Origin of the sequence: Ruegeria intermedia (genome assembly GCF_900129345.1) — a bacterium.
Classification (GTDB): domain Bacteria; phylum Pseudomonadota; class Alphaproteobacteria; order Rhodobacterales; family Rhodobacteraceae; genus Ruegeria; species Ruegeria intermedia.
This window is the reverse complement of record NZ_FQVK01000008.1, coordinates 22,063-47,481: the sequence shown is the minus strand read 5'-3', so window position 1 is coordinate 47,481 and position 25,419 is coordinate 22,063. Positions and strand designations below refer to the sequence as shown.

Annotated in this window: 25 protein-coding genes; 17 read left to right on the top strand and 8 right to left on the bottom strand. The window is 64.7% G+C overall.

Features of this window, described 5'->3' with window-relative positions; genetic code table 11:
- Positions 1–44: 44 nt before the first annotated feature.
- The 3 genes from F3H26_RS07610 to F3H26_RS07600 are packed head-to-tail and all read left to right on the top strand — an operon-like array spanning position 45 to position 4,779.
- Positions 45–1,226, top strand: coding sequence for an aminotransferase class I/II-fold pyridoxal phosphate-dependent enzyme (locus tag F3H26_RS07610; RefSeq protein ID WP_149775457.1), 1,182 nt, complete (start codon positions 45–47; stop codon positions 1,224–1,226).
- 13 nt (positions 1,227–1,239) lie between these two features.
- A complete protein-coding gene (locus F3H26_RS07605) occupies positions 1,240–4,143 on the top strand; it encodes a DNA translocase FtsK (RefSeq protein WP_149775456.1) in 2,904 nt (967 codons plus the stop codon).
- Positions 4,144–4,182: 39 nt separating this feature from the next.
- Positions 4,183–4,779 (top strand): LolA family protein, encoded by a 597-nt coding sequence (locus F3H26_RS07600; protein ID WP_149775455.1) that lies wholly within the window; start codon positions 4,183–4,185, stop codon positions 4,777–4,779.
- Between the two features lie 13 nt (positions 4,780–4,792).
- Here the strand turns inward: F3H26_RS07600 and F3H26_RS07595 are convergent, their stop codons facing one another.
- Positions 4,793–5,371 (bottom strand): transglycosylase SLT domain-containing protein, encoded by a 579-nt coding sequence (locus F3H26_RS07595; protein WP_149775454.1) that lies wholly within the window; start codon positions 5,369–5,371, stop codon positions 4,793–4,795.
- 231 nt (positions 5,372–5,602) lie between these two features.
- Here F3H26_RS07595 and hspQ point away from each other — a divergent pair, with 231 nt between their 5' ends.
- On the top strand, positions 5,603–5,929 hold the full coding sequence (gene hspQ / locus F3H26_RS07590) for a heat shock protein HspQ (RefSeq protein ID WP_149775453.1): 327 nt from the start codon (positions 5,603–5,605) through the stop codon (positions 5,927–5,929).
- Between the two features lie 23 nt (positions 5,930–5,952).
- On the opposite strand, the gene F3H26_RS07585 is transcribed toward hspQ, so the two are convergent.
- The 3 genes from F3H26_RS07585 to F3H26_RS07575 form a co-directional block, all read right to left on the bottom strand.
- The gene (locus F3H26_RS07585) at positions 5,953–7,530 is read right to left on the bottom strand and encodes a gamma-glutamyltransferase family protein (protein ID WP_149775452.1); all 1,578 of its coding nucleotides are present in this window, start codon (positions 7,528–7,530) and stop codon (positions 5,953–5,955) included.
- A gap of 185 nt (positions 7,531–7,715) precedes the next feature.
- The gene (locus tag F3H26_RS07580; RefSeq protein WP_223162461.1) at positions 7,716–8,177 is read right to left on the bottom strand and encodes an ATP-binding protein; all 462 of its coding nucleotides are present in this window, start codon (positions 8,175–8,177) and stop codon (positions 7,716–7,718) included.
- Between the two features lie 23 nt (positions 8,178–8,200).
- On the bottom strand, positions 8,201–8,539 hold the full coding sequence (locus F3H26_RS07575; protein ID WP_149775451.1) for an STAS domain-containing protein: 339 nt from the start codon (positions 8,537–8,539) through the stop codon (positions 8,201–8,203).
- A 96-nt stretch (positions 8,540–8,635) separates the two neighbouring features.
- Here F3H26_RS07575 and F3H26_RS07570 point away from each other — a divergent pair, with 96 nt between their 5' ends.
- Both F3H26_RS07570 and F3H26_RS07565 read left to right on the top strand, forming a co-directional pair.
- Entirely contained in the window at positions 8,636–9,808 is a 1,173-nt protein-coding gene (locus F3H26_RS07570; protein ID WP_149775450.1) for a thiolase family protein, read from the top strand.
- A gap of 95 nt (positions 9,809–9,903) precedes the next feature.
- On the top strand, positions 9,904–10,359 hold the full coding sequence (locus tag F3H26_RS07565) for a GAF domain-containing protein (RefSeq protein ID WP_149775449.1): 456 nt from the start codon (positions 9,904–9,906) through the stop codon (positions 10,357–10,359).
- A gap of 3 nt (positions 10,360–10,362) precedes the next feature.
- Here the strand turns inward: F3H26_RS07565 and F3H26_RS07560 are convergent, their stop codons facing one another.
- Together F3H26_RS07560 and F3H26_RS07555 are read right to left on the bottom strand one after the other, a co-directional pair.
- The gene (locus F3H26_RS07560; protein ID WP_149775448.1) at positions 10,363–11,259 is read right to left on the bottom strand and encodes a cation diffusion facilitator family transporter; all 897 of its coding nucleotides are present in this window, start codon (positions 11,257–11,259) and stop codon (positions 10,363–10,365) included.
- Between the two features lie 37 nt (positions 11,260–11,296).
- On the bottom strand, positions 11,297–11,569 hold the full coding sequence (locus F3H26_RS07555) for a DUF1294 domain-containing protein (protein ID WP_149775447.1): 273 nt from the start codon (positions 11,567–11,569) through the stop codon (positions 11,297–11,299).
- 108 nt (positions 11,570–11,677) lie between these two features.
- Between F3H26_RS07555 and F3H26_RS07550 the strand changes: the two genes are divergently transcribed.
- The 8 genes from F3H26_RS07550 to rarD all read left to right on the top strand — a co-directional run bounded on the left by F3H26_RS07550 (position 11,678) and on the right by rarD (position 22,042).
- Positions 11,678–12,247, top strand: coding sequence for a helix-turn-helix domain-containing protein (locus F3H26_RS07550; protein WP_149775446.1), 570 nt, complete (start codon positions 11,678–11,680; stop codon positions 12,245–12,247).
- Positions 12,247–12,870 carry a LysE family translocator gene (locus F3H26_RS07545; protein ID WP_149775445.1) on the top strand — a complete coding sequence of 208 codons (624 nt, stop codon included), beginning with the start codon at positions 12,247–12,249 and terminating at the stop codon, positions 12,868–12,870. Before F3H26_RS07550 ends, F3H26_RS07545 begins: the two co-directional genes overlap by 1 nt.
- 35 nt (positions 12,871–12,905) lie before the next feature.
- Positions 12,906–15,353, top strand: a complete 2,448-nt coding sequence (locus tag F3H26_RS07540) for a GcvT family protein (protein ID WP_149775444.1) — start codon at positions 12,906–12,908, stop codon at positions 15,351–15,353.
- A gap of 39 nt (positions 15,354–15,392) precedes the next feature.
- Positions 15,393–16,439 (top strand): alcohol dehydrogenase family protein, encoded by a 1,047-nt coding sequence (locus tag F3H26_RS07535; protein WP_149775443.1) that lies wholly within the window; start codon positions 15,393–15,395, stop codon positions 16,437–16,439.
- A gap of 10 nt (positions 16,440–16,449) precedes the next feature.
- Positions 16,450–17,346 (top strand): homocysteine S-methyltransferase family protein, encoded by an 897-nt coding sequence (locus F3H26_RS07530; protein WP_149775442.1) that lies wholly within the window; start codon positions 16,450–16,452, stop codon positions 17,344–17,346.
- A gap of 11 nt (positions 17,347–17,357) precedes the next feature.
- The gene (locus F3H26_RS07525; protein WP_149775441.1) at positions 17,358–18,329 is read left to right on the top strand and encodes a GlxA family transcriptional regulator; all 972 of its coding nucleotides are present in this window, start codon (positions 17,358–17,360) and stop codon (positions 18,327–18,329) included.
- 90 nt (positions 18,330–18,419) lie between these two features.
- Positions 18,420–20,873 (top strand): GcvT family protein, encoded by a 2,454-nt coding sequence (locus F3H26_RS07520; RefSeq protein ID WP_149775440.1) that lies wholly within the window; start codon positions 18,420–18,422, stop codon positions 20,871–20,873.
- Between the two features lie 263 nt (positions 20,874–21,136).
- On the top strand, positions 21,137–22,042 hold the full coding sequence (gene rarD / locus F3H26_RS07515; protein WP_149775439.1) for an EamA family transporter RarD: 906 nt from the start codon (positions 21,137–21,139) through the stop codon (positions 22,040–22,042).
- Here the strand turns inward: rarD and F3H26_RS07510 are convergent.
- Together F3H26_RS07510 and F3H26_RS07505 are read right to left on the bottom strand one after the other, a co-directional pair.
- A complete protein-coding gene (locus F3H26_RS07510; RefSeq protein WP_149775438.1) occupies positions 22,033–22,746 on the bottom strand; it encodes an SGNH/GDSL hydrolase family protein in 714 nt (237 codons plus the stop codon). The genes rarD and F3H26_RS07510 overlap by 10 nt on opposite strands.
- A gap of 2 nt (positions 22,747–22,748) precedes the next feature.
- A complete protein-coding gene (locus F3H26_RS07505; RefSeq protein WP_149775437.1) occupies positions 22,749–23,159 on the bottom strand; it encodes a nuclear transport factor 2 family protein in 411 nt (136 codons plus the stop codon).
- A 95-nt stretch (positions 23,160–23,254) separates the two neighbouring features.
- On the opposite strand from F3H26_RS07505, the gene F3H26_RS07500 reads away from it, so the two are divergent.
- The 3 genes from F3H26_RS07500 to F3H26_RS07490 all read left to right on the top strand — a co-directional run bounded on the left by F3H26_RS07500 (position 23,255) and on the right by F3H26_RS07490 (position 25,377).
- Positions 23,255–23,902 (top strand): RluA family pseudouridine synthase, encoded by a 648-nt coding sequence (locus F3H26_RS07500; protein WP_149775436.1) that lies wholly within the window; start codon positions 23,255–23,257, stop codon positions 23,900–23,902.
- Positions 23,903–24,033: 131 nt separating this feature from the next.
- Complete coding sequence (locus F3H26_RS07495; protein WP_149775435.1) at positions 24,034–24,705, top strand: OmpA family protein; 672 nt, start codon at positions 24,034–24,036, stop codon at positions 24,703–24,705.
- Positions 24,706–24,834: 129 nt separating this feature from the next.
- The gene (locus F3H26_RS07490; RefSeq protein WP_149775434.1) at positions 24,835–25,377 is read left to right on the top strand and encodes an NADPH-dependent FMN reductase; all 543 of its coding nucleotides are present in this window, start codon (positions 24,835–24,837) and stop codon (positions 25,375–25,377) included.
- The last annotated feature ends 42 nt before the right edge of the window (positions 25,378–25,419 follow it).

Below are 25,419 nucleotides of genomic sequence, written 5' to 3'. Positions count from 1 at the left end.
TGGAAAACCGGGGCGCCAATGATCCCGGTATCGAGGCAGCAGTCATGAATTTCCCCGAGCGGTTTTCGAACCTACCGGCCTATGCTTTTCCGCGTCTACGCGCCCTGCTCGACCATCACGCGCCGGGCGGCGATGTCGTGCATATGACGATTGGCGAGCCCAAGCATGATTTCCCGCCCTGGGTGACCGATGTCATCGTGGAAAATGCCGCCGGATTTCAGAAATACCCGCCGAACGAGGGGTCCGACGCGCTGCGCGGGGCCATCGCCGACTGGATCGACCGCCGCTATGGCGTGCGGATGGACCCCGAGACAAACATCATGGCGCTGAACGGCACGCGCGAGGGGTTGTACAACGCCGCCATGGCGCTTTGCCCCGAACAGAAGAACGGCCAGCAGCCGATCGTTTTGTGCCCCAACCCGTTCTACCAGGTCTACATGGTGGCCTCGATCTCGGTCGGGGCGCAGCCGTATTTCGTGCCGGCCACCGCGGCCACCGGGCATCTTCCGGACTATGCCGGCCTGCCAGAGGATGTGCTGAACCGCACCGCCGTGGCCTATATCTGTTCGCCCGCCAACCCGCAGGGTGCCGTCGCCTCGCGCGACTACTGGGCCGAGCTGATCCGGCTGGCCGAGCGGTACGATTTCCGCATCTTCGCCGACGAGTGCTATTCCGAGATCTACCGCGACGCGCCGCCCACCGGCATCCTGACCGTCGCGCGGGAGCTGGGCGCCGACCCCGAGCGGATCACGCTGTTCAACTCGCTGTCGAAACGCTCGAACCTGGCGGGGCTGCGGTCGGGGCTGATCGCGGGTGGGCCGGAAAGCATCAAGCGGGTCAAGCAGTTGCGCGCCTATGCCGGGGCGCCCTTGCCGCTGCCGTTGCAGGCCGCTGCGGCCAGGGTCTGGGCCGACGAGACGCATGTTCAGGAAAACCGCGCGCTGTATCAGGAAAAATACGCCATCGCCGATCAGGTGTTTGCGGGCGTTCAGGGCTATATGCCGCCCGAGGCGGGGTTCTTTCTTTGGCTGCCCGTCGAAGATGGCGAGCAGGCCGCATTGAAGCTGTGGCGGGAAACCGGGGTTCGGGTCCTGCCGGGCGCATATCTTTCACAAGGGGATCCGGGGCAGAACCCGGGCAAAGGCTTTATCAGGGTCGCGTTGGTGGCCCCAAAAACACAGATGCAGCGCGGGCTGATCACGCTCCGCGACTGCATCTATTCGTGAGGTACGAGGGCAGATGGCATCTTACAACGCGCGCAACCGCGACCCATTGTTGGACAGCACCACCCACGCCGCGATCGAGCGGCGCAGCAAGGAACTGATCGGGATCGCCCTGATTCTGGCCGGCCTGGCCGCCGCGGCGATGATCTGGTCCTACACGCCGGATGATCCGAACTGGATGGTCTCGACCGACGCGCCGGTGCAGAACTGGCTGGGCCGGTTCGGCGCCTCGATCGCCGCCCCGTTGTTCATGATCGTGGGTTGGGGCAGCCTTGGCATCGCGCTGGTGCTGGTCGGCTGGGGCGTGCGGTTCGCCGGCCATTTCGGCGAGGATCGCGCCGTGGCCCGCCTGATTTTCGGGCCGATCTGGATCGCCGTCCTTTCGGTCTATGCCGCAACGCTGGTGCCCGGCGCGGAATGGCGCGCGACGCACAGCTTTGGCCTGGGCGGTCTGTTCGGCGATACGGTGTTGGGGGCGCTGCTGACGCTGTTGCCGATTTCGTCGCATTTCATGGTCAAGTTGATGTCGCTGGCCATGGCGGTCGGCATGCTGGCGCTGGGCGTTTTCGTGCTGGGCTTCACCAAATCGGATGTCCGGCGCGGGGTCCGGGCTTTCCTGCTGGGTCTGGTGGTGGCCTATGACATGGCGCTGACCGCGCTGGGGCAGGGGGCCTCGGCCACCGCCCGCGCTGCGCAGGCGCGCCGGGAAAAATGGCAGGAACGCCGGGCGACGCAGGCCGCCGGTGCCGCGTTCGAGGATGACCTGGCCTATGCCGACCCGGTCTTTGAAGAGCCCGAGATCGCAGCCCCCGAGCCCGTCAAGACGGGCCTGCTTGCACGCATGCCCGGCCTGATCCGCCGCCCCGAGCCGATGCCCGAACCCGAACTGGTCGACCCGGAACCCGTCACCGGATATGACGAGATGCCGGGCGAGGACCGGATCCGCTCGAAGATTTCCGCGGTGATCCGAAACCGCAAGGTCGCCACCGGAGAAATCGCGCCCGAGCCCGATCCGAACCGCCCGCTGACCAAGGGGCGCGGCCGTGGCCCCGATCCGCTGATCCTGAACGCGCCGCGTGCGGGAACCCTCCCACCCGAGCCTCCGCTGACTGCGGACGCGCTTCCACCCGAGCCGCCGTTGACCGGTCACCCGGCCCAGCCTTCTGCGGAAATGGAGACGTTCGCGGAAGACCCGCTCTCGGCCTATGCGCCCGAGGATATCGACGACGACCAGGTGTTCGAGGATGCCTCGGAACCAGTCGCCCCACCGCGCCCGGCAATGAAGATCCCGGTTGCCGAACCGCGCAAGCCGGTTGTGGCGCAACCCGTCCGGCGCAACGTCCTGCCGTCGCGGCGGGCTCAGGCCGAGGCCCAGCCCAGCCTGTCCTTCGAAGAGCGGCATTCGGATTTCGAACTGCCGCCGCTCAGCCTGCTGACCAACCCGGCCGGCATTCCGCGCCATCACCTGAGCGACGAGGCGCTGGAGGAGAACGCGCGGATGCTGGAAAACGTGCTGGACGACTATGGCGTCAAGGGCGAAATCGTCAGCGTGCGCCCCGGCCCCGTCGTCACCATGTACGAACTGGAGCCCGCGCCGGGCCTGAAGGCCAGCCGCGTCATCGGTCTGGCCGATGACATCGCCCGGTCGATGTCGGCGCTGTCGGCGCGGGTGTCGACGGTGCCCGGGCGCTCGGTCATCGGCATCGAACTGCCCAACGAGAACCGCGAGATGGTGGTCCTGCGCGAAATCCTGGCCAGCCGCGATTTCGGCGACGGCAACCACGCGCTGCCGCTGGCGCTGGGCAAGGATATCGGCGGTGAATCCGTGGTGGCCAACCTGGCCAAGATGCCCCACCTGCTGATCGCGGGGACGACCGGCTCGGGCAAGTCGGTGGCGATCAACACGATGATCCTGTCGCTGCTGTACAAGCTGACACCGGACGAATGCCGCCTGATCATGATCGACCCCAAGATGCTGGAACTGTCGGTCTATGACGGCATCCCGCATCTGTTGTCTCCGGTCGTGACCGACCCGAAAAAGGCGGTGGTCGCCCTGAAATGGGTCGTGGGCGAGATGGAGGACCGTTATCGCAAGATGTCCAAGATGGGCGTGCGCAACATCGCCGGCTACAACGGTCGCGTGAAGGACGCGCTGGCCAAGGGCGAGATGTTCAGCCGCACGGTCCAGACCGGGTTTGACGACGAAACCGGAGAGCCGATCTTCGAGACCGAGGAATTCGAACCCAAGGCCATGCCCTATATCGTCGTCATCGTCGACGAGATGGCTGACCTGATGATGGTGGCGGGCAAGGAAATCGAGGCCTGCATCCAGCGTCTGGCGCAGATGGCACGGGCCTCGGGCATCCACCTGATCATGGCCACGCAGCGACCGTCCGTCGATGTCATCACCGGCACGATCAAGGCCAACTTCCCCACCCGGATCTCGTTCCAGGTGACGTCCAAGGTCGACAGCCGCACGATCCTGGGAGAAATGGGCGCCGAGCAGCTGCTGGGCCAGGGCGACATGCTGTACATGGCCGGTGGCGCCAAGATCACCCGCTGCCACGGGCCATTCGTGTCGGATGAAGAGGTCGAGGAAGTCGTGAACCACCTCAAGCAGTTCGGCCCGCCCGACTATGTCGGCAGCGTGCTGGACGGCCCGTCCGAGGACAAGGCCGACAATATCGATGCGGTTCTGGGCCTGAACACCGGCGGCAACACCAATGGCGAGGATGCGCTGTACGATCAGGCGGTTGCCATCGTGATCAAGGATCGCAAGTGTTCGACCTCGTACATCCAGCGGAAACTTGCCATCGGCTACAACAAGGCCGCACGGCTGGTCGAGCAGATGGAGGAGGAAGGCGTTGTTTCGGCGGCAAATCACGTGGGCAAACGCGAAATCCTCGTCCCGGAGCAGTAGGATATTCAATAACAAGGGCAAAGCGCATATCTGGGTGACATGAAACAGATTGCCTTCGCCCTTGCTTTTGCCCTGGCTGCCCCGGCGGCTTGGGCTGCCGACAAGCTGCCCTTGTCGCAGATCTCGAACTATCTGAACGGTCTGAAAACCGTTCAGACGACATTCACCCAGGTCAACGATGACGGATCGCTGAGCACCGGCAGGCTGTGGTTGCAGCGCCCCGGCAAGATGCGGTTCGAATATGATCCGCCCAACAGCGCGGTCGTGCTGGCCAACGCCGGCACCGTGATGGTGTTCGACCCCAAGTCGAACCAGCCGCCCGAGCAGTATCCGCTGAAGCGCACGCCGCTGTCGCTGGTTCTGGCGCGCAACGTGAACCTGTCACAGGCCGATATGGTGGTGGGGCATACGTTCGATGGCACCGCCACGGTCGTGACCGCACAGGATCCCAAGAACCCCGACGCCGGTCGGATCGAGCTGATGTTCACCAGCGATCCGATCGAACTGCGGAAATGGGTCATTCACGACAGCGCGGGCGGCCAGACCACCGTGTTGCTTGGGCCGCTGGACAGCAATGTGCGGGTCGACAGCGATCTGTTTTCGAACAAGGCGCGGCGCGGGTCAGACGATCGCTGACCCGCGGCGAGGTTCAATAATGGCAGTTCGACAACTGAGCCTGGTACATCCGCGCGCGTGCATCCACGTCATTGGCGACGTTCAACAACCAGGTCTTGCCGTAATGGCTGCCGCGGGCATATCCGGTGTGCCCTTCGTGATAGGCCAGGTACTGGTTGCGCGCATCGGCGGGCGAGATCCCGTTCCGCTCGCGGCTTTTGTTCATGTACCAGCCCACGAAATCCGACGCGTCGCGGATGCGGTCCCGTTTGGCCCGACGCTTGCCGGTTTCACGTTGATATTGCTCCCACGTGCCATCCAGCGCCTGGCTGTAGCCATATGCGCTGCTTTGACGACCCATCGGGATCACGCCCAGCACGTATTTGTGCGGGGTCCGCGCGTCATGGCGATAGCGGCTTTCCTGATAGATGGTGGCCATCTGGACATGAACGGGCACGCCCCATTTGCGCTCGGTGCTTTTGAACGCCTTGATCATGTCGGGCCGCTCGCGCGCGATGGCGCAGGCGTCGTCAAGATTTGTCGGCGGACGCTGCCCGCCGCCACAGGATGCCAAAAGCAGCACCCCGAAGAGTACGAGAAGTTTTCTGCTCATGTGCCTCGTGCCTTTTTGGCTATTCTAGCGCAGATTGAAGGCCGGGGAAACGACAATCGTCGCGGAATCTCCGCTGGAAATGGGCGCTGATCAACGGGTTGACCGGGTGTTCAGCCACTTTGCGGCAGGGGACTGTCACTATTGCCGCCACAGACTGTTTCCTGCAGATTTGGATCAATTATTGGCATTTCCGCCCCGAAACGGGTAGAAAGGTATGTGGGGGCAAAAGAAATGTTGAAGACGCAAGCCAAGTACTGTCTGGGTCAGGTGGTGCGCCACCGGAAGCATCCTTTTCGAGGGGTGATCTTCGACGTGGATCCCGAGTTTTCCAACACCGAGGAATGGTATCAGGCCATTCCCGAGGAAAGCCGCCCGGTCAAGGATCAGCCATTCTACCACCTGCTGGCCGAGAACGACCAATCCTTTTATGTTGCTTACGTTTCCGAACAAAATCTGGTGGAAGACCAGTCGGGAGAACCGGTGGATCACCCCGATATTCCCAATATGTTCGGGCCGTTCCAGGATGGTGCCTACCCGCTGCATTTCCAGCTGAACTAGGCTGCGCCGAGGGGCTGAGAACGTCAGAACCCCAGGGCGCACCCATCCTTTCGCGGGTCGCTTGCGCCTTCCAGAATGCCGTCGCTTCGGATTCTGATCGCTTGGGCGCCCCCCAGTGGCGTTTCTGTAATCGTCACATTGTGCCCAAGATCTGCCAATTGTTTCCTTGTTCTGTCTTGATATCCCGGCTCCATTTTCAGAACGCCGCCGTCGGCAAAGGCTCTGGGCGCGTCGATGGCGGTTTGAAGGTCCAGCCTGAAATCGGTCAGGTTTGACACAAGCCTGGCGTGCCCGGTCGGTTGATAGGCGCCGCCCATCACGCCGAAGGGCATGGCGGGCTCACCGTCGACGCACAGCATGCCGGGGATGATCGTGTGCATGGGGCGTTTTCCGCCGCCCATTTCGTTGGGGTGGCCGGACTGCAGGGTGAACCCGGCTCCTCGGCTCTGCAGCAGGATGCCGAACCTTTCCGAGGCGATCCCCGAGCCGAAACCGTTGAAGATGGAATAGATCAGCGAAACGGCCATCCGGTCGCGATCCACGACCGTGACATAGACCGTGTCCTTGTGAACGGCCTCGACGATCGGGGCGGCCGACGGCATGGCCCGATTGGGGTCGATCCGGTCGGCAAGCTCTGCGGCGGTCTTCGGGTCCAGCATCCAATCCAGTTGCTGCGACCGGTCAGGGTCCGCGATGAAGCGGTTGCGCGCCTCGTAGGCCAGCTTGGTCGCTTCGGCTTCGATGTGAACGCGGGCGGCCCCCCACGGGTCCATTTTGGCGATATCGAAATGCCGAAGGATGTTCAGCAGCAGAATGGCCGTCGCGCCCTGTCCGTTGGGCGGGTGCTCCAAGAGTTCGACGTCCTTGTAGGTTCCGCCGATGGGCAGCGTCGGTGTGCAGGTCGTCCGTTCGAAATCCTCGCCCGTGTGGACACCGCCAAGATTTTGCAGCGTGGTCAGCATGTCGTCGGCGATTTCGCCGGTATAGAAGGCATCCCTTCCGTCGCGGGCAATCCGGCGCAGAACTTCGGCCTGGCCGGGGGCGCGGAACATTCGCCCCACCTGCGGGGCCTTGCCGTCGATCAGAAAATGGCTTCGGGCGGCCCCTTGAAGGGTTCCGGCGTCGCGCGCCCAATCATGGGCGACGCGCGGCGCAACCGGTATGCCGACCTCGGCATAGTGTATGGCGGGCTTCAGAATCTCATCGAGCCCCAACCGGCCCTCGGTGCGGGAGAGATGACAGAATGCGTCCACGGCCCCGGGGATCGTCACCGCATGCGGGCTGGTCAGCGGAACGGCGTCAAAGCCCTGCTGCCGCAGGCGCTCGGCCGAAGCGGCCGCCGGTGCGCGGCCCGATCCGTTCAATGCGTGGACGTCGCTCTCGCCGGCACGGTTGTACAGAACAAAGCAGTCGCCGCCCAAACCCGTCATCTGCGGCTCGCAGATGCCCAGAAGCACGGCGGCGGCAATGGCCGCATCCATGGCGTTTCCGCCTTGGCCCAGTATGTCCAGGGCGACCTTGGCGGCCAGGGGATGCGAGGTCGCGCACATTCCGTCGGTTGCCAGAACCTCGGACCGGCCGGGAAAATGAAAGTCGCGCATGATGCCCCCTGCGGTTGTCGCGACGACACTAGTCGGCTGTGCATCTTTGTCCATAGGGGGGAGGGGGGAAGTCCTCGGCGCCATTCACTGGGTGGGGGCTGTGACAGTGGCGCCGAGGGAAGCTATCTGAGCTACCCTTTTTGTATGATCCCGCTTTTGGGCGCAACAATGGTTCGATCTGGGCTTTATTGTGGCCGCTTTTCAGCCGGCGAGAAGGCGAAAGACAGCCTCAGGCGGTTTTCACCGTCGGTCCGATCGTACCGAACATTGTCGCAGAGCTGACGGATCAAGAACCAACCGAATCCGCCTTCGGGCAGATCCTCGCGTGCTGTCTCGACGCTGGCCGGAATGCCGTCCGGGATGCGCAGTCCGGGCAGAGGTCGGCCACGATCGGTGATCAGGATGCTCAGGCCGTTTCGATCCATCGTGGCCCGCACCTGCACGCGGCCTTGAGGATTGCCGGCATAGGCGTGCTCGACGACGTTGTTGATGGCCTCGGCCAGCGCGATCTTCACGTCGCAGTTGCGCTGATGCGGCACGCCAAGCGCGGCGAGGCTGCCATGCAGACAGGCGATTGCGGTGCTTGCATCGGCCTCGTTGGCGGCAAAGCTCAGATCCATTCCGCCGTTCTTGCAGTTGACAGTCACGCAATCTCACCCAATGTGCCGTTTCACTCCGATTGCGCGGCCAGCGCGTCGTCCAGGTTGGGAAACAGTCGAAAGACGGTGTCCATTCGGGTCAGCCGAAAGACCTTTTCGACCACCGGCTGAAGCCCGGCCAGATCCAGCCTGCGATCGCCGCCCAGTTGCTTCATGGATGCGACGATCGCGCCCAGCCCGCTCGAGTCGATGAACTCTACCGCCGACAGGTCCAGGATCACGCGCCGCGCGCCGGAGTCGGTTTCAAGGCGCATGTTCTCCTTGAACTGAATCGCCATGGCAGCATCGATTCGGTCTGCATCGACCCGGATCACCTGAGTTTCGCCGGTCGTATTGCTGCTCAGTGCCAAAAGGCCACCCTCCACAATTGAAAGTCGATCGTAGAAATACGCTAGACGGCAATTCTTACGATTCTGTATCCAAGGGCCCAACACAGGAGGAGTCGCATGAAAGAGGTCGTGATCGCCGGGGCCGCCCGGACCCCGATGGGTGGTTTCCAAGGAATGTTTGACGGGGTGCCCGCGGCCGAATTGGGCGGTGTTGCCATCCGCGCTGCGTTGGACAACGCCAACACGCAGACCGTGGATGAGGTTCTGATGGGCTGCGTCCTGCCCGCCGGGCAGGGCCAGGCGCCGGCGCGTCAGGCCGGGTTCGCGGCGGGGCTGGGCCAAGAGGTTCCGGCCACGACGCTGAACAAGATGTGCGGGTCGGGCATGAAGGCCGCCATGATGGCGTTTGACCAGATCGCGCTGGGCCATGCCCACCTCATGGTCGCCGGCGGCATGGAGAGCATGACCAACGCGCCCTATCTGCTGCCCAAGATGCGCGGCGGCGCGCGGATCGGGCATTCCCAGGTGATCGACCACATGTTTCTGGACGGGCTCGAGGACGCCTATGACAAGGGCCGCCTGATGGGCACCTTTGCCGAGGATTGCGCCGAAGCCTATCAGTTCACCCGCGAGGCTCAGGACGAATACGCGCTGAAATCGCTGTCGAACGCGCTTGAGGCGCAGGCCAGCGGTGCGTTCGACGGTGAAATCGCGGCGGTGACGGTCAAGACCCGCAAGGGCGAGGTCACTCAGGACGCGGATGAACAGCCCCAATCGGCCCGCCCCGAGAAGATCCCGACGCTCAAGCCCGCCTTCCGCAAGGACGGTACCGTGACGGCGGCCAACGCCTCGTCGATCTCGGACGGCGCCGCGGCGCTGGTTCTGGCGTCGGCGGATGTGGCCGAGGCTCGCGGCCTGAACGTGCGCGCGCGCATTCTGGGCCATGCCAGCCACGCCCAGGCGCCGGGCCTGTTCACCACCGCCCCGGTTCCGGCCGCGCAGAAGCTGCTGGAGCGGATCGGCTGGAGCAAGGATGACGTGGACCTGTGGGAGGTGAACGAGGCCTTTGCCGTCGTACCCATGGCCTTCATGCACGAAATGGGGCTGCCACGCGACAAGGTGAACGTGAATGGCGGGGCCTGTGCCCTGGGTCACCCCATCGGGGCTTCGGGCGCGCGGATCATGGTCACGCTGCTCAACGCATTGGAAAAACGCGGCCTGCGGCGCGGCGTGGCGGCCATCTGCATCGGCGGGGGCGAAGGCACCGCGATCGCCATCGAACGGGTTTGACCCTTCGCCCGTTTGCACATAGTGCGTAGGTGACTTGAGCCTCAGGCTCGGCAGGGGGCGGCGCCCCCAGCACCGTGTTTACGACAGGCCCGACCATGACCGCAGACTATGACACCCTTGCCAAGACCATCGCCGCGCTGACCGAAGGCGAGACCGATCCGATCGCGCTGATGGCCACCGTCACCTGCGAGGTGCATCACGCCGATGATCGTTTTGACTGGACCGGTTTCTACCGCGTCACCGAACCCGGAGTGCTGAAGATCGGGCCTTATCAGGGCGGACACGGATGCCTGGTGATCCCGTTTTCGCGCGGGGTCTGCGGGGCGGCGGCGCGCACCGGCGAGGTACAGCTGGTTCCGGATGTGGACGCGTTCGACGGCCATATCGCCTGTGCGTCCTCGACCCGGTCGGAACTGGTTTTGCCGGTGCGGGACGGCGCGGACCGGATCATCGCCGTGTTCGACATCGACAGCGACCAGCCCGATGCGTTCACCCAGGCCGATGCGGATGCGCTGTCGCAAATCCTGGCGCAGGTCTTCGGGCGGATCTGAGGCTTATTCCGGCTTGATGCCGGTCGCTTCCAGCTTGGTGTCCGGCTCCACGTGGATGACGGTGCGGGCCTCGGGCAGCTTCTCGGCGATGGCGTCCTCGATCGCGTCGCAGATGTCATGCGCCTCGCCCACCGACATGTTGCGGTCCACCACAAGGTGAAATTCGATGAACACCGCCTTGCCGGCCCGGCGCGTGCGCAGGTCGTGGATCTGCAGCGCGCCTTGGGACGAGTTGCGCACGGCCTCTTCGATGATGTCCGTGTCGTCTCTGTGGGCTGCGGAATCCATCAGGTCGCCGGCCGAATGGAAGATGACCTTCCAGCCCTCGCGCAGGATGTTTGCGGCGACCACGATGGCCAGCAGTGGATCGAGAACGGCCCAGCCCGTCAGCAGCACCAGCACAAGCCCCAGCAAGACCCCGGCCGAGGTCCAGACATCGGTCATCAGGTGGCGTCCGTTGGCCGTCATGGCCGGTGACCGCCGCCGCCCGCCCGCCGCGATCAGCACCCGCGCCCAGATCAGGTTCAACACCATGGCCGCGGCGTTGACGGCCAACCCGACCGGACCAAGCTGATCGAGATGCGGGGCGAACAGCGCGCCCCAGGCTTCTTGCAGGATCAGGATCGCGGCCAGCACGATCAGGGTGCCTTCGGCGATGGCCGAGAAGTTCTCGGCCTTGTGGTGCCCGAACGGGTGGTTGGTGTCGGCCGGGCGCTCGGCCATGCGGATGGCAAACCACGCCAGCAGTGCGGCCACGACATTGACCAGCGATTCCATCGCGTCGGAATACAACGCGACCGATCCGGTCAATCGCCAGGCCCAGATCTTGAGCGCCAGCACCAGCAACGCGACGGCCACCGACCCGACGGCCAGCGATTGAGAGGAAGTTCTGTCGATCATGCCGCAGCTTTGCCCGATCCGGCCCGCGATTGCCAGTTCAAGCCGCGCCGTGCGTCAGATACAGCCACGCTGCGGCGACCTGCAGCAGCACGATGGCATACAGGCTGATCCTGATCCGCGATTTGCGGGTCTTGTGGTTGAACACCCAACTGCCCAGCAGCGCGCCGGGGCTGCCGCCCAGCAGGGCCAGCCGCAGCAGCCACCGCTCGGGCACGCGCCGCCTGCGCCGGCGCGCCTGCAGCTTGTCCCAGCCGAAAACCACAAGGGTTAGCCCGTTGATGGCCCACAGATATGCGATGGCGATCCACATGTCCGCGCCTTACCCGAGTGGCCCCATGTTCGGAAGTGAAAAATTGCTTGGTTTTTTCATCGATTCGGGTGATCGTGAAAATCAACGCGAAAATTTCACGAGGGTGACGTGGACGATCAGGGGCAGACCGGGGCAACATTGGGGGCCGACATCCGGGCCTTGCGCAAATCGCGCGGGCTGACGCTGACGGATGTGGCCAGGCGGCTGGATCGGTCGGTTGGCTGGCTCAGTCAGGTCGAGCGCGATCTGTCCGAGCCGTCGATTTCCGACCTGCGCCAGATCGCGGAATGTTTGGGCGTGCCGATGTCGATGCTGTTCGCGCATACAGGCGTAACACCGGACGAGCTGGGCTATGTCGTGCGCGCCGGATCGCGCCGTCCGATGGGCTCGGGCGAGGAAGGGCTGATCGAGGAATTGCTCTCGCCCGATCTGACCGACGATTTCGAGATGGTGCATTCGACCTTTCAGCCCCGTTCGCGGATGCAGACCCCGGCCGACCGGCCGACGCAAGAGGTGGGCTACATGATTTCGGGCCACCTGGATCTGACGATCGGCGGGCGCAGCTTCACCGTTGGGCCGGGCGACAGTTTCCGCATCAAGCACGAACCCTATCACTGGGCGAACCCATATGACGAACCCGCCGTCGCCATCTGGGTCATCGCCCCGCCGGTGTACTGATGAGCTTTGAGGCCTGGACCATATTCGCGCTGTTCTGGGTGGTGTTCGTCACCACGCCGGGGCCGAACGCGGTCAACTGCATCTCGAACGGGATGAGCCTGCCCTTGCCCAAGGCGATGCTGGGGGTGCTGGCGATCCTGACGCAGGCCGGCGCCTTCCTGATCCTCTCGGCGCTGGGGGTGACGGCGCTGATCGCGGCCTCGCCCACCGGGTTCTTCATCGCCAAGCTGATCGGGGCGGGGTTCCTGATCTATGTCGGCGTGCGCGGCTGGATCAACGCCGGGCAGCCCGCCCCCGCAGCCGAACGTCCGGCGCGGCATGTCTATCTGCACGCGCTGGCGGTGGCGACGATCAACCCCAAAAGCGTCGCGGGCTATCTGGCCGCCTTTTCGCAATTCGTGCAGCCGGACGTGCCGATCTGGCAGCAGATGGCCGTGATCGTGCCGACCGCGCTGACCGTCACCACGCTCAGCTATACGGGCTTCACCCTGCTGGGTGCGCTGATGGGCAAGGCGGCGCTGGGGGCGGTGTTCAACACATGGGTGCGCCGGGTCATGGCCACCTGTTTCATCATCTACGGGATCTTGCTGGGCACCAGCACGACCCCGGCGGGAAAAACGTGATGCCGCGCGCGGCAGTCTGACAGGGAGCAAAACCAATGAGTGATTTTCCGACAAAGGCCCGCGTGGTCATCATCGGTGGCGGCGTGGTGGGGGCCTCGTCGCTGTACCATCTGGCCAAGAAGGGCTGGACCGACTGCGTTCTGCTGGAAAAGAACGAGCTGACCGCCGGCTCGACCTGGCACGCGGCGGGCAACGTGCCGACCTTCTCGACCTCGTGGGCGATCATGAACATGCAGCGCTATTCGACCGAACTGTATTCGCGCCTGGCCGACGAGGTCGATTACCCGATGAACTACCACGTCACCGGCTCGATCCGGCTGGCCCACAGCAAAGAGCGGATGCAGGAATTCGAACGCGCCGCCGCCATGGGCCGCTATCAGGGCATCCCGATGGAGATCTGGACGCCGGAACAGGCCAAGGAGCGGTACCCGTTCCTGGAACTGCATGATCTGGTCGGGGTTCTGTATGACCCGACCGACGGCGATATCGACCCGGCGCAGCTGACCCAGGCGCTGGCCAAGGGCGCGCGCGACATGGGGCAGAAGATCATCCGCTTCTGCCCGGCCACCGGCGTCACCCAGCACGAGGACGGCACCTGGACCGTGCATACCGAAAAGGGCGACATCGACTGCGACTATGTCGTCAACGCCGCCGGCTACTACGCACAGCGCGTGGGCGAATGGTTCAAACCCTTCGGCGGCCGCACCGTGCCCGCGATGGTCATGAGCCACCAGTACCTGCTGACCGAGGAAATCCCCGAGGTCGAGGCTTGGTCGAAGAAAAACGGCGGCAAGTTGCCGCTGCTGCGCGACGTGGATGTCTCCTACTACCTGCGGCAGGAGAAGAACGGCTTCAACCTCGGCCCCTACGAGCCCAACTGCAAGGGGCACTGGATGACCGAGGACGACCCGATGCCCGAGGACTTCAGCTTCCAGCTGTGGAACGACGATCTGGACCGGATCGAGGACATCGTCACCGACGCGATGGAGCGGGTGCCGCTGATGGCGACCTCGGGCGTGGGCCGCGTGATCAACGGGCCGATCCCCTATGCGCCCGATGGCCTGCCGCTGATCGGGCCGATGCCAGGGGTCAAGAACGCCTTCGAGGCGCACACCTTCACCTTCGGCATCGCCCAGGGCGGTGGCGCCGGCAAGGTGCTGGCCGAATGGATCGTGGACGGCCACACCGAATGGGACATGTGGGCCGTCGATCCGCGCCGCTACACCGACTACACCGGTCAGGACTACTGCAACCAGAAGGGCATGGAGGTCTATGGCAACGAATACGCCATGCACTTCCCCCATCACGAATGGCCCGCCGCGCGCGACAAGAAGCTCTCGCCGGTGCATGCCAAGGTCAAGGAACTGGGCGGTGTCATGGGGGTCTACAACGGCTGGGAGCGCGCCAACTGGTTCGCGCAGCCGGGGGATGACACCTCCGAGGAAAGCACCCACACCTGGGGCCGCTCGGGCCCGTGGGAGCAGCGCATCAAGGAGGAGTGCGAGGCCGTGCGCGACCATTGCGGCGTGCTTGACCTGCCGGGTTTCTCGCGCTTCGTCGTCAAGGGCGAGGGCGCGGCCGAGGCGCTGCGCGGGCTGGTCACCGGCGGCTTGCCCAAGGTGGGGCGGATCAACCTCGTCTACATCGCCGACGACCGCGGCCGCATCCTGACCGAGATGTCCTGCATGCGTCTGGGCGAGGATGACTTCGTGATGATCACCGCCGCCACCGCGCAATGGCATGACCGCGACATCCTGATGAACGCGATGCCCGCAGGCGTCACCGTCGAGGACGTGACCACCACCCGCGACACGCTGATCGTGACCGGGCCGAAATCGCGCGAGATCCTGTCGGGCCTGACCGATGCCGACCTCTCGCTGGGCTGGCTGACCCATCAGGCCGCCACCGTGGCGGGGCAACCCGCCCACCTGATCCGCGTCTCCTTCGCCGGTGAACTGGGCTGGGAGGTGCATGCGCTGAACGAGCACATGCCCGCGATCTATGACGCGATCCTCGCTGCCGGGGCCAGGCCGTTCGGCATGTATGCGCTGAACTCTCTGCGCATCGAAAAGGGCTATCGCGCGTGGAAGGGCGATCTGAGCACCGACTATTCGCTGCTGGAAGGCGGGCTGGAGCGCTTCGTCAAGTTCGACAAGCCGCAGGATTTCCCGGGCAAGGCCGCGTTGCTGGCCGAAAAGCAGCAGGGCGTCAAGAAACGCTTCGTCACCCTGATCGTCGAGGCCGGGGATTGCGACGCGCCCTACATGTCCTGCATCTGGAAGGATGGCGAGATCGTGGGCGAGACCACCTCGGGCGCCTGGGGCTATCGCGTGAACGCCTCGATCGCGCTGGGCATGGTCCGCAGCGATCTGGCGGTGCCGGGCACCGAACTTGAGGTCGAAATCTATGGTCAGAAATGCCGCGCCGTGGTTCAAGAGGACAAACCCCTCTGGGACCCCGAGAACGAAAGCCTGCGGGCCTGACCCCCGGCCCGGCCCGCCATTGCCGAAAGGACACGACCGATGAGCAAGACCATGCAGGGTGTCTATCTGACCCGGCACGGCGGGCTAGAGGCGCTGGAATGGCGCGAAGACATCCCTGTTCCGGCCCCCGGGCCGGGGCAGGTGCTGGTGCGGGTCGCCGCGGCCGGCGTCAACAACACCGACATCAACACCCGCATCGGCTGGTATGCCCCCGAGGTGACCGGCGCGACCGACGCGGTGGATCAGGATGTCGAGGCCGGAGGCTGGGGCGGTGCCCTTTCGTTCCCGCGCATTCAGGGGGGCGACCTGTGCGGCATCGTCGAACAGGTCGGCCCCGGTGCCGGCTTCAAACCGGGCCAGCGCGTGACCTGCCCGATCAACCTGCCGCGGCCGCGCCCCGGCAACCCGACGGGGTTCATCGCGCTGGGCTCGGAAATCGACGGGGCCTTTGCGCAATATTGCCTGCTCGAGGCCGATGACCTCTATGACGTCACCGCCTCGCCCCTGTCGGACGTGGAAATCGCCGCTATTCCTTGCGCGTTCGGCACGGCCGAGAACCTGCTGACCCGTGCGGGCGTGACCGCAGGGCACAAGGTGCTGATCACCGGCGCTTCGGGCGGCGTGGGGCTGGCGGCTGTGCAGCTGGCCGCCCTGCGCGGGGCCTCGGTTGCGGGCGTCACCAGCGCCGCCAAGGCGGACACCGTCCGGGCGCAGGGGGCCTCGGAAACCTTCGAGCGCAACGCGCCGCTGCCGCAGGACAGCTTCGACGTGGTGATCGACGTGGTCGGCGGCCCGGCTTTTCCCGGCCTGATCCAAGCGCTGAAACCGGGCGGCCACTATGCCGTCTCGGGCGCCATCGCCGGGCCGATCGTGCAGGCCGACCTGCGCGAGATCTACCTGCGCGACATCACCATCCACGGCTGCACCCATCAGGCTTTCGAGGTCTTTGGCCGGCTTGTCGAACTGATCAATGCAGGCCGGATCCGTCCGCTGGTGTCGAAAACCTACCCCCTGCGCGCCATCGCCAAGGCGCAGGAAGATTTCCAGTCCAAGGCCTTTCCCGGCAAACTGGTGCTGATCCCGTGAGGAGGCGCGCATGACCGATATCACGCTTCTGGATGGCTCGGTCGGGCAGGAACTGGTGAAACGCAGCGGCGACCGGGCGACGCCGCTCTGGTCCACGCGGGTGATGATCGACCACCCCGACCTGGTGGGCGAGGTTCACGCGGATTACTTCCGGCGCGGGGCCACCATCGCGACCACCAACACCTACGCCGTGCACCGCTCGCGCCTTCTCAGGGTGGACATGGAAGACCAACTGCCCATCTTGATCGACACCGCGCTGGCCCAGGCCGAACGCGCCCGCGCCCAGTTTCCACAGGGCCGTATCGCGGGCGCTCTGGGGACTTTGCTGGCCTCCTACCGCCCGGACCTGAACCCCGACCCGGCCGAGGCGGCGGGAAAGTTCCGCGAACTCGTGCAGTTGATGGCCGACCGCGTCGATCTGTTCCTGATCGAAACCGTGTCCTCGGTGCAGGAGGCCGAGGGCGCGCTGCGCGGCACCCAAGCCTGCGGCAAGCCGGTCTGGCTGGCGCTGACCGTGACGGATGACGACGGCACCCGCCTGCGCTCGGGCGAGGCGCTGGGCGACATTGCGCCCTTGGTGGACCGCTACGACCCCGAGGCGGTGCTGATCAACTGTTCCCGTCCCGAGGCGATCCCGGCGGCGCTCGAGATCATCAAGGGGCTGGGGCGGCCCTTCGGCGCCTATGCCAACGGCTTCACCCGCATCTCCGAGGGTTTTCTGCAGGACGCGCCCACGGTGGATGCGCTGGAACAGCGGCAGGACCTGGGGCCAGAGGCCTATGCCGATCACGCCATGGGCTGGGTGGCGCAGGGGGCCACGATCCTCGGCGGCTGCTGCGAGGTCGGCCCCGACCACATCGAGGCACTGGCGGGCCGCCTGCGCGCGGCGGGGCACCGGATCGTCTGAGGAGGAAGGGCTTGGCAGAGCGGACGGCACCCTATCCCGAACGGCAATGGCAGGTGGACATCCTTGTCGCCGACGGTTTCGTGCTGACCGAACTGGCCGGGGTGGCCGACGTGCTGCGCATCGCCAACCGGGTCTGCCCGGTGCCGCCCTTCACCTATACCTACCGCTCGCTCAGGGGCGGCACGATCGCCTGCCGCGCCGGGGCCTGGGTCGAGACCGAGCCGGTGATCCGGCAGCCTTGGGCGGATTACCTCTTCGTCATCGGCAACACCGACCCCGACCACCCCGACCTGTCGCTTGCGCGGGTGATCTCGGACTATACCCATCGCGGCGCGCAGGTGTTTCTGCTGGCCGAGGCCGCCAGCCGCTACATCAAGGACAAGGGCGCCGAGGACCACGCGACGCATTGGGAAAACGCCTCGTTCCTGCGCGAGCGCGGGGCGGGTTTCGACGCCAAGTTCTCGATCGCGACCGAACACGGCCTCGTCGTCACCTGCGCCGGAATGGGCGCGACCGTGGACGTGACGCTGGCGCTGATCGGCCGGCATGTCTCGGGCGCGGCCAAGATGACCGTCGCCGACATCATGCTGCACGAAAACATCCGCGATTTCGGCTCGATGCAGCCCTTCTCGGGGGTCAAGACCACCACCACCGGCGACGACAAGCTGGACCAGTGCATCAAGATCATGCAGGCCAATATCGAAGACCCGGTGCCGATCAACGAGATCGTCGCCGCACTCGGCCTGTCGAACCGCTCGCTCGAGCGCAAGTTCAGGACTTATCTCGGCGCCACGCCCAATGGATTCTATCGCGAAATGCGTCTGGCCAAGGCCAACAACCTGCTGCTGAACACCACCCTGAGCGTGCGCGAGATCGGGCTGGCCTGCGGGTTCCCGAACGGGTTCTCGACCATCTACAAAAGCGTCTACAGCGTCACCCCCTTCGCCATGCGACGTCGGAGGCGGGCACCCGGCTCACGGTGATTATCGCCGATTTCGTGACGTTTTTGATGGATTTCCTGCCGCCTTCCCGTGGCAGACTTCGCGCAATACCCAAGATTCGGAGACATCGGCATGGTTGATCTTCCCAGCAAGGCCCGCGTGGTCATCATCGGCGGCGGCGTGATCGGATGCTCGGTCGCCTATCACCTGACCAAGAAGGGGTGGAAAGACGTGGTGCTGCTCGAGCGCAAGCAGCTCACCTCGGGCACCACCTGGCACGCGGCCGGCCTGATCGCGCAGCTGCGCGCCACCGCCAACATGACCAAGCTGGCGAAATACAGCCAGGAACTCTATGGCGCGCTCGAGGAGGAAACCGGCGTCGCCACCGGCTTCAAACGCTGCGGCTCGATCACCGTGGCCCTGACGGACGAGCGCCGCGAAGAGATCTATCGCCAGGCCGCCATGGCCCGCGCCTTAGGGGTCGAGGTCGAGGAGATTTCGAACGAGCGCGTGGCCGACCTGTATCCGCATCTGAATCTGGATGGGGTCAAGGGCGCGGTCTATCTGCCTCTGGACGGGCAGGGCGACCCGGCCAACATCGCGCTGGCGCTGGCCAAGGGTGCCCGTCAGCGCGGCGCCATCGTCAAGGAACGGGTCAAGGTCACCGAGATCGCAAAGCAGGGCCGCAAAGTTACCGGCGTGGACTGGGTGGCCGATGACGGCAGCGCCTCGGGCCATATCGAGTGTGACATGGTGGTCAACTGCGCCGGCATGTGGGGTCATCAGGTGGGCCGCATGGCGGGCGTGAACGTGCCGCTGCACGCCTGCGAACATTTCTACATCGTTACCGAGAACATCGACGGCCTGACGCAGCTGCCGGTGCTGCGGGTGCCGGACGAATGCGCCTATTACAAGGAGGACGCCGGCAAAATCCTGCTGGGCGCCTTCGAGCCCAACGCCAAGCCCTGGGCGATGGACGGTATCCCCGACAGCTTCGAATTCGACCAGCTGCCCGAGGATTTCGACCATTTCGAACCGATCCTCGAGGCCGCCTGCAACCGCATGCCGATGCTGGCCGAGGCAGGTATCCACACCTTCTTCAACGGCCCTGAGTCCTTCACGCCCGACGATGCCTATCACCTTGGGCTTGCGCCCGAGATGGACAATGTCTGGGTCGCCGCAGGCTTCAACTCGATCGGGATCCAGTCGGCGGGTGGCGCGGGCATGGCGCTGGCCGAATGGATGGATTCGGGTGAAAAACCCTTTGACTTGGGTGACGTGGACATCAGCCGGATGCAGCCCTTTCAGGGCAACAAGCAGTATCTGTTCGAGCGGTCCAAGGAAACGCTGGGCCTGCTCTATGCCGACCACTACCCCTATCGCCAGAAGGCCACGGCGCGCGGCGTGCGCCGGACGCCGTTCCACCACCACCTGAAAGAACACGGGGCCGTGTTCGGCGAACTGGCCGGCTGGGAACGCGCCAACTGGTTCGCCAATGAGGGGCAAGAGCGCGAATACCGCTACAGCTGGAAGCGCCAGAACTGGTTCGAGAACTCGGCCGCCGAACACCGCGCGGTGCGCGAGAACGTGGGCATGTATGACATGTCTTCCTTCGGCAAGATCCGGGTCGAAGGCCCCGACGCGCAGGCCTTCATGAGCTATGTCGGCGGCGGCGACTATGCGGTACCCGTGGGCAAGATCGTCTATACCCAGTTCCTCAACCGCCGCGGCGGGATTGAGGCCGACGTGACCGTCACCCGCCTTTCCGAGACCGCCTATCTGTTGGTCACCCCGGCAGCGACACGCCTGGCGGACCAGACATGGATGATGCGTCACGCGGGGAACTTCAACGTGGTCATCACCGATGTCACGGCGGCCGAGGGCGTTCTGGCGGTGATGGGCCCGAATTCACGGGCCTTGCTGGAGAAAGTCTCGCCCAACGATTTCTCGAACGCGGCAAACCCCTTCGGCACGGCGCAGGAAATCGAGATCGGCATGGGCCTCGCCCGTGCCCACCGCGTGACCTATGTGGGCGAGCTGGGCTGGGAGATCTACGTCTCGTCCGACATGGCGGGCCACGTCTTTGAAACGCTGCACGAGGCGGGGCAGGACATGGGGCTGAAGCTGTGCGGCATGCACATGATGGACAGCTGCCGGATCGAAAAGGGCTTCCGCCATTTCGGCCACGACATCACCTGCGAAGATCACGTGGTAGATGCCGGGCTGGGTTTTGCCGTCAAGGTGGACAAGGGCTGCGATTTCATCGGCCGAGAGGCGGTGATCGCGCGCAAGGAAAGCGGCCCGAAATCGCGCCTGGTGCAATTCCGCCTGACCGATCCCGAGCCGTTGCTGTTCCACAATGAACCGATCATTCGGGACGGTGAATATGTGGGCTATCTCAGCTCAGGCAATTATGGCCACATGCTGGGCGGCGCCATCGGTTTGGGTTACGTGCCCTGCGAGGGGGAAAAGGCCGCGGACGTGCTGGCCTCGACCTACGAGATCGACGTGTGTGGAACGAAAGTCCGGGCGGAGGCGTCGCTCAAGCCAATGTATGATCCCAAATCCGAACGGGTGAAAGTGTGACCACGGGGTTAGGTGGGGGCTCTGCCCCCGACGCCTTCGGCGACTCCCCCGGGATATTTGGGGCCAGATGAAGAAAAGGCGGCCCACTTCATCTGGCTCAAAATATCCCGGAGCGCGAGGCAGAGCCTCGCAAAATATTCTTAAGACAAGGCTGTATGTGTCGTGTCCGATCAGGATCCGTGATGGTTGACGCAACAGAAATCCGTATTTCCTTCGCCGCGCAACCTGCCATATGAACCGGGTACAACGCTCGGAGAAACTGCATGGCACAGCCCGCATTCACCACCGACTCCGCCGACACGCCCAAAGGGCTGGCCCTTGCCGTTACGGCCTATCTGCTGTGGGGGTTCCTGCCGCTTTACATGAAGGCCATGGCGCACATTTCTCCGGTCGAAGTGGTGGCCCATCGGATCATATGGTCGGTACCTGTTGCAGGGCTGCTGATGATCGCGCTCGGTCGGACTGGAGATCTAAAGGCTGCTCTGCGTGATCCGGGCATGTTGGGAATGGCTTGCCTGACAGCTGCGCTGATCTCGGTGAACTGGGCGATCTATGTCTGGGCCATTGCCAGCGGCAACGCTTTGGATGCTGCGTTGGGGTATTACATCAACCCGCTGTTCAGCATTGCGCTGGGAGCGATCCTTTTGCGCGAATCCTTGACACGTACTCAAAAGATCGCCGTTGGCCTTGCGGCCTTGGGCGTGCTGGTTCTGATCTTCGAGGCTGGACGCCTGCCCTGGGCGGCCTTGGGACTGTTGGTCAGCTGGGGGTTCTATGCCTTTTTCAAACGGTCTCTGCCTATCGGGCCGAATCAGGGGTTTCTGCTTGAGGTTCTGATCCTGTTGGTGCCGGCGCTGGCCTATGTGACTTGGCTGGGTGCCATGGGCGAAGGGCATTTTGGTTTGGTGGCCAGCGACACGTTGCTTTTGGCGGGGGCGGGGATCGTCACGGCGGTGCCTCTGCTGGTCTATGCCAACGGGGCCAAGCTGGTGCGGCTGTCGACCATGGGCATCCTTCAGTACATTGCGCCGACGATGATCTTCGTCACCGCGATCACCGTTTTCGGCGAGCAGGTCGACCGGGGCCGGATGATTGCATTTCCGCTGATCTGGTCGGCGCTCGTGGTGTATTCGCTGCCGATGATCCGACAGGCGCGCGGTCAGGTCTGATCGAGGATCGGCCGAGCCAACTGCTGCGCCCAGAGAGCATAGGCCTTGGGGCCGGGGTGATACCCGTCCGGTGCGGCCAGGGCCGGATCGTCCGGCAGAGTCAGGGCCAGGTGCCGCGCCTGCGGATACCGGCTTACGACCTGTTGCAGCCCGCTGTCCAGACGCGCCGCTTGTCGGCCCAACACCCAGGCCAAAGGCTGTGGCAAGGCCGGGAAGCGCTCCATCTGTGGGACGCCAGTTGCGATGATGCGTCGGACGCTCAGGTTGCGGGTGAGGCAATCAAACAGATTGGATTGGTGTTGCTGGAACTGTCTGGCCGTCACGCCACGGGTCACGTCATTCACCCCAAGCGCGGTGACGGCAACGTCGAAGGCATCGGTCACGTCGCGCAGCGCCTCGATCGTGTCCCGCGTGGTGTGACCGGTGGTCGCGATCAGGCGCCACTCGACGCTGAAATGCGATTCAAGCTGGCGGATCAATTGCCCCGAGAGCGCCTGATCCTGGGTGCCGGCGCCGACGCCCGCCGCCGAGCTGTCGCCAGCAATCAGCAGGCGTAGACGGGGCCCTTTTCCGTGACGCCCCTGGCGTGGCCCCGACGGCTCGGGCAGGCGCAGCGCGCGTCGGCGCACCAGCAAGGCCTGCGCCACCAGCAGCGGAAGCAGCGGCAGTCGGGCGATCTGATCCACGCCAACAAGGGCGGCCATGGTCAGCCCAACGCGGATTTGAATTCCAGGAACCGGGGGTCGGTCATCACCCGTGCCATCATCGCCTCGCGCAGCGCGCCGATGGACTTGTAAGGGCGCATGACCACCTCGAAGGTCTGGATCAGCCCGTCGTCGTTCAGGGTGATCAGGTCCACGCCCACCGCGTCCAGGTCGCCGACCTTGCGCTGGAACTCCAGCGCCCAGTCCTTGCCCCCGCCCATGATCCGGCGATAGCGGAACTGGGAAAACACCTGGCCCACATGGCCCAGCACCGCCGCCACCGGCGCGCGTCCGGTCCAGGTGCTGTAGTAGGTCGGCGGCATGAACCGCACATCTTCGGCCAGCAACTCGTGGATCAGGGTTTCGTCGCCCTTGGCGACCACCTCCTGCATGCGTTCGATCGTCGGGTGCATCTCGTCTCCTCCGCTTGGGGGTGAGAGTTGCGCGAACGGCCCCCCATCGCAAGGACGACGTTGCGAGAACCCGCGCCCTGCGATAGGCAGCGCGCATGAGCGATACATACGATCCGCCCCGAACTCCGCTGGACGTGCTGCACGAGGACGCGCAGGTGATCGTCGTCAACAAGCCGGCGGGCCTGCTGTCGGTGCCCGGGCGCGGGGCGCATCTGGCCGACTGCCTGCTGACGCGGGTTCAGGCGGCCTTTCCCCAGGCGCTGCTGGTGCATCGGCTGGACCGCGACACATCGGGGGTGATGATCTTTGCCCAGACGCCGCATGCGCAGAAATACCTGGGCCAGCAGTTCGAGGCCCGGCAGACCCGCAAGACCTATGTCGCGCGGGTCTGGGGTCGGGTCGAGCCCAGGACCGGAACCGTCGATCTGCCGTTGATCGTGGATTGGCCGAACCGTCCGCGGCAGATGGTCTGCCATGAAACCGGCAAGCCAGCTGTGACCGATTGGCGCGTGGTCCGGCACGACGGCGACACGACCCGCATCCGCCTGTTTCCCAAGACCGGACGTTCGCACCAGCTGCGTGTCCACATGCAGGCGCTGGGCCATCCGATTCTGGGCGATCCGTTCTATGCCGAAGGGCCCGCGCGGGACTTTCCGCGCCTGATGCTGCATTCCGAGGAACTGCGCGTCAAACACCCCGAGGATGGCGTGTCGATGAAATTTCGCGCTGCGCCCGATTTCTGACCGGTCAGGCCTGGCTGGCAGGTATTCGCCGATCTCGCGATTTTGTCGCTTGAGCCGGGTTGCGGCGCGCATGATATAATGTCGTCAACGAAGTAGCCCGACAAACGGGTACAGGAGCAGAAGGTGATTCCATGACGATTTCCAGATTCGCGCTGCCGCTGGGGCTGAGCGCTACCCTTGTTTTGGGCGCGTGTACCGATCCGGGAACCCTGCGGGTGCAGGACGACCCGAACCAGAACGCCAAGCAGGGCGCCATTCTGGGCGGGCTGATCGGGGCGGGCGTGGGGGCCATCGCCAATGATTCCAACCCCGGACTGGGCGCATTGGCCGGGGCGGCCATCGGTGCCGCGGGGGGCGGGTTGATCGGCAACCAGTTGGACAAACAGGCCGCCGAGCTGCGCCAGCAACTGGCCAATGACGGCATCACCATCGTGAATGCCGGTGACCGGCTGATCGTCACCGTGCCCAACGACATCACCTTCGATACCGACAGCGCCACCGTCCGGCCGGCATTGCGGGCCGATCTGGTGCGGGTCGGACAGAATCTGGTGAACTATCCCAATTCCAACGTGCAGGTCATCGGCCATACCGACAGCGATGGCGATGCGGGCTACAACCAGGCCCTGTCGGAACGCCGCGCGAATGCGGTTGCCGACATCCTGCAGGCCAACGGGGTCAGCTATGCGCGCATCACCACCATCGGGCGGGGTGAAAACCAGCCCATCGCCTCGAACCTGACGCCCGAGGGCAAGGCTCAGAACCGCCGGGTCGAGATCGTGATCGTGCCCAGCGGGAACGCCTGACACGCGACAGACACCACGATGGGGTCGCGGCGCGCGACCCTTTTTTGCACATTGACTGCGCGTCAGGCGGGCTTTGGTTTGCGGCCGGAATTGCTAATCTGCAACCAGACACGATGACGGAGTTTCCCAATGTCCGACCCTATCCTTCTGGGCCTGTCCGGCGCGTTGCGCCAGAACGCCACGAACCGCAGGCTGCTGCGCGAGGCCGCCCGGCTGTTCAACCCCGGTACGTTCATCGAGGCGGATCTGAACCTGCCGCTCTATGATGGCGACCTCGAAGACAGCGCCGGGATACCGGACAAGGTGCAATTGCTGGCGGATCAGATCGCCCGGGCGCATGCGGTGGTGATCTCGACACCCGAATACAACAAGGGGCCGTCGGGCGTGCTGAAGAACGCGCTGGATTGGGTCAGCCGTACCAAGGGGCGGCCCTGGGCCGACAAACCGGTGGCGGTGATGTCGGCGGCGGCGGGTCGGGCCGGGGGCGAACGGGCGCAGATGATCCTGCGGTCGTTCATGGTGCCGTTTCAGCCGCGGGTTCTGGTGGGGCCGGAACTGCACCTGGCCGACAGTTCGAACGAATTCGACGGTCAGGGGCGACTGATCAGCGATCGGTACGAGGCGACGCTGCGCGAGTTGATGCAGAAGTTGCGGGCCGAAGCCGGGTTCTAGGCCAAAGGGCCATCTTGCCGGCCGCATGGGCGCGGCCTAGGG

Coding starts and splice junctions, on each gene's coding strand:
- F3H26_RS07610 (WP_149775457.1), top strand. CDS start 45: ATGAATTTCCCCGAGCGGTTTTCGAACCTACCGGCCTATGCTTTTCCG.
- F3H26_RS07605 (WP_149775456.1), top strand. CDS start 1,240: ATGGCATCTTACAACGCGCGCAACCGCGACCCATTGTTGGACAGCACC.
- F3H26_RS07600 (WP_149775455.1), top strand. CDS start 4,183: ATGAAACAGATTGCCTTCGCCCTTGCTTTTGCCCTGGCTGCCCCGGCG.
- F3H26_RS07595 (WP_149775454.1), bottom strand. CDS start 5,371: ATGAGCAGAAAACTTCTCGTACTCTTCGGGGTGCTGCTTTTGGCATCC.
- hspQ (WP_149775453.1), top strand. CDS start 5,603: ATGTTGAAGACGCAAGCCAAGTACTGTCTGGGTCAGGTGGTGCGCCAC.
- F3H26_RS07585 (WP_149775452.1), bottom strand. CDS start 7,530: ATGCGCGACTTTCATTTTCCCGGCCGGTCCGAGGTTCTGGCAACCGAC.
- F3H26_RS07570 (WP_149775450.1), top strand. CDS start 8,636: ATGAAAGAGGTCGTGATCGCCGGGGCCGCCCGGACCCCGATGGGTGGT.
- F3H26_RS07565 (WP_149775449.1), top strand. CDS start 9,904: ATGACCGCAGACTATGACACCCTTGCCAAGACCATCGCCGCGCTGACC.
- F3H26_RS07560 (WP_149775448.1), bottom strand. CDS start 11,259: ATGATCGACAGAACTTCCTCTCAATCGCTGGCCGTCGGGTCGGTGGCC.
- F3H26_RS07555 (WP_149775447.1), bottom strand. CDS start 11,569: ATGTGGATCGCCATCGCATATCTGTGGGCCATCAACGGGCTAACCCTT.
- F3H26_RS07545 (WP_149775445.1), top strand. CDS start 12,247: ATGAGCTTTGAGGCCTGGACCATATTCGCGCTGTTCTGGGTGGTGTTC.
- F3H26_RS07540 (WP_149775444.1), top strand. CDS start 12,906: ATGAGTGATTTTCCGACAAAGGCCCGCGTGGTCATCATCGGTGGCGGC.
- F3H26_RS07535 (WP_149775443.1), top strand. CDS start 15,393: ATGAGCAAGACCATGCAGGGTGTCTATCTGACCCGGCACGGCGGGCTA.
- F3H26_RS07530 (WP_149775442.1), top strand. CDS start 16,450: ATGACCGATATCACGCTTCTGGATGGCTCGGTCGGGCAGGAACTGGTG.
- F3H26_RS07520 (WP_149775440.1), top strand. CDS start 18,420: ATGGTTGATCTTCCCAGCAAGGCCCGCGTGGTCATCATCGGCGGCGGC.
- rarD (WP_149775439.1), top strand. CDS start 21,137: ATGGCACAGCCCGCATTCACCACCGACTCCGCCGACACGCCCAAAGGG.
- F3H26_RS07510 (WP_149775438.1), bottom strand. CDS start 22,746: ATGGCCGCCCTTGTTGGCGTGGATCAGATCGCCCGACTGCCGCTGCTT.
- F3H26_RS07505 (WP_149775437.1), bottom strand. CDS start 23,159: ATGCACCCGACGATCGAACGCATGCAGGAGGTGGTCGCCAAGGGCGAC.
- F3H26_RS07500 (WP_149775436.1), top strand. CDS start 23,255: ATGAGCGATACATACGATCCGCCCCGAACTCCGCTGGACGTGCTGCAC.
- F3H26_RS07495 (WP_149775435.1), top strand. CDS start 24,034: ATGACGATTTCCAGATTCGCGCTGCCGCTGGGGCTGAGCGCTACCCTT.
- F3H26_RS07490 (WP_149775434.1), top strand. CDS start 24,835: ATGTCCGACCCTATCCTTCTGGGCCTGTCCGGCGCGTTGCGCCAGAAC.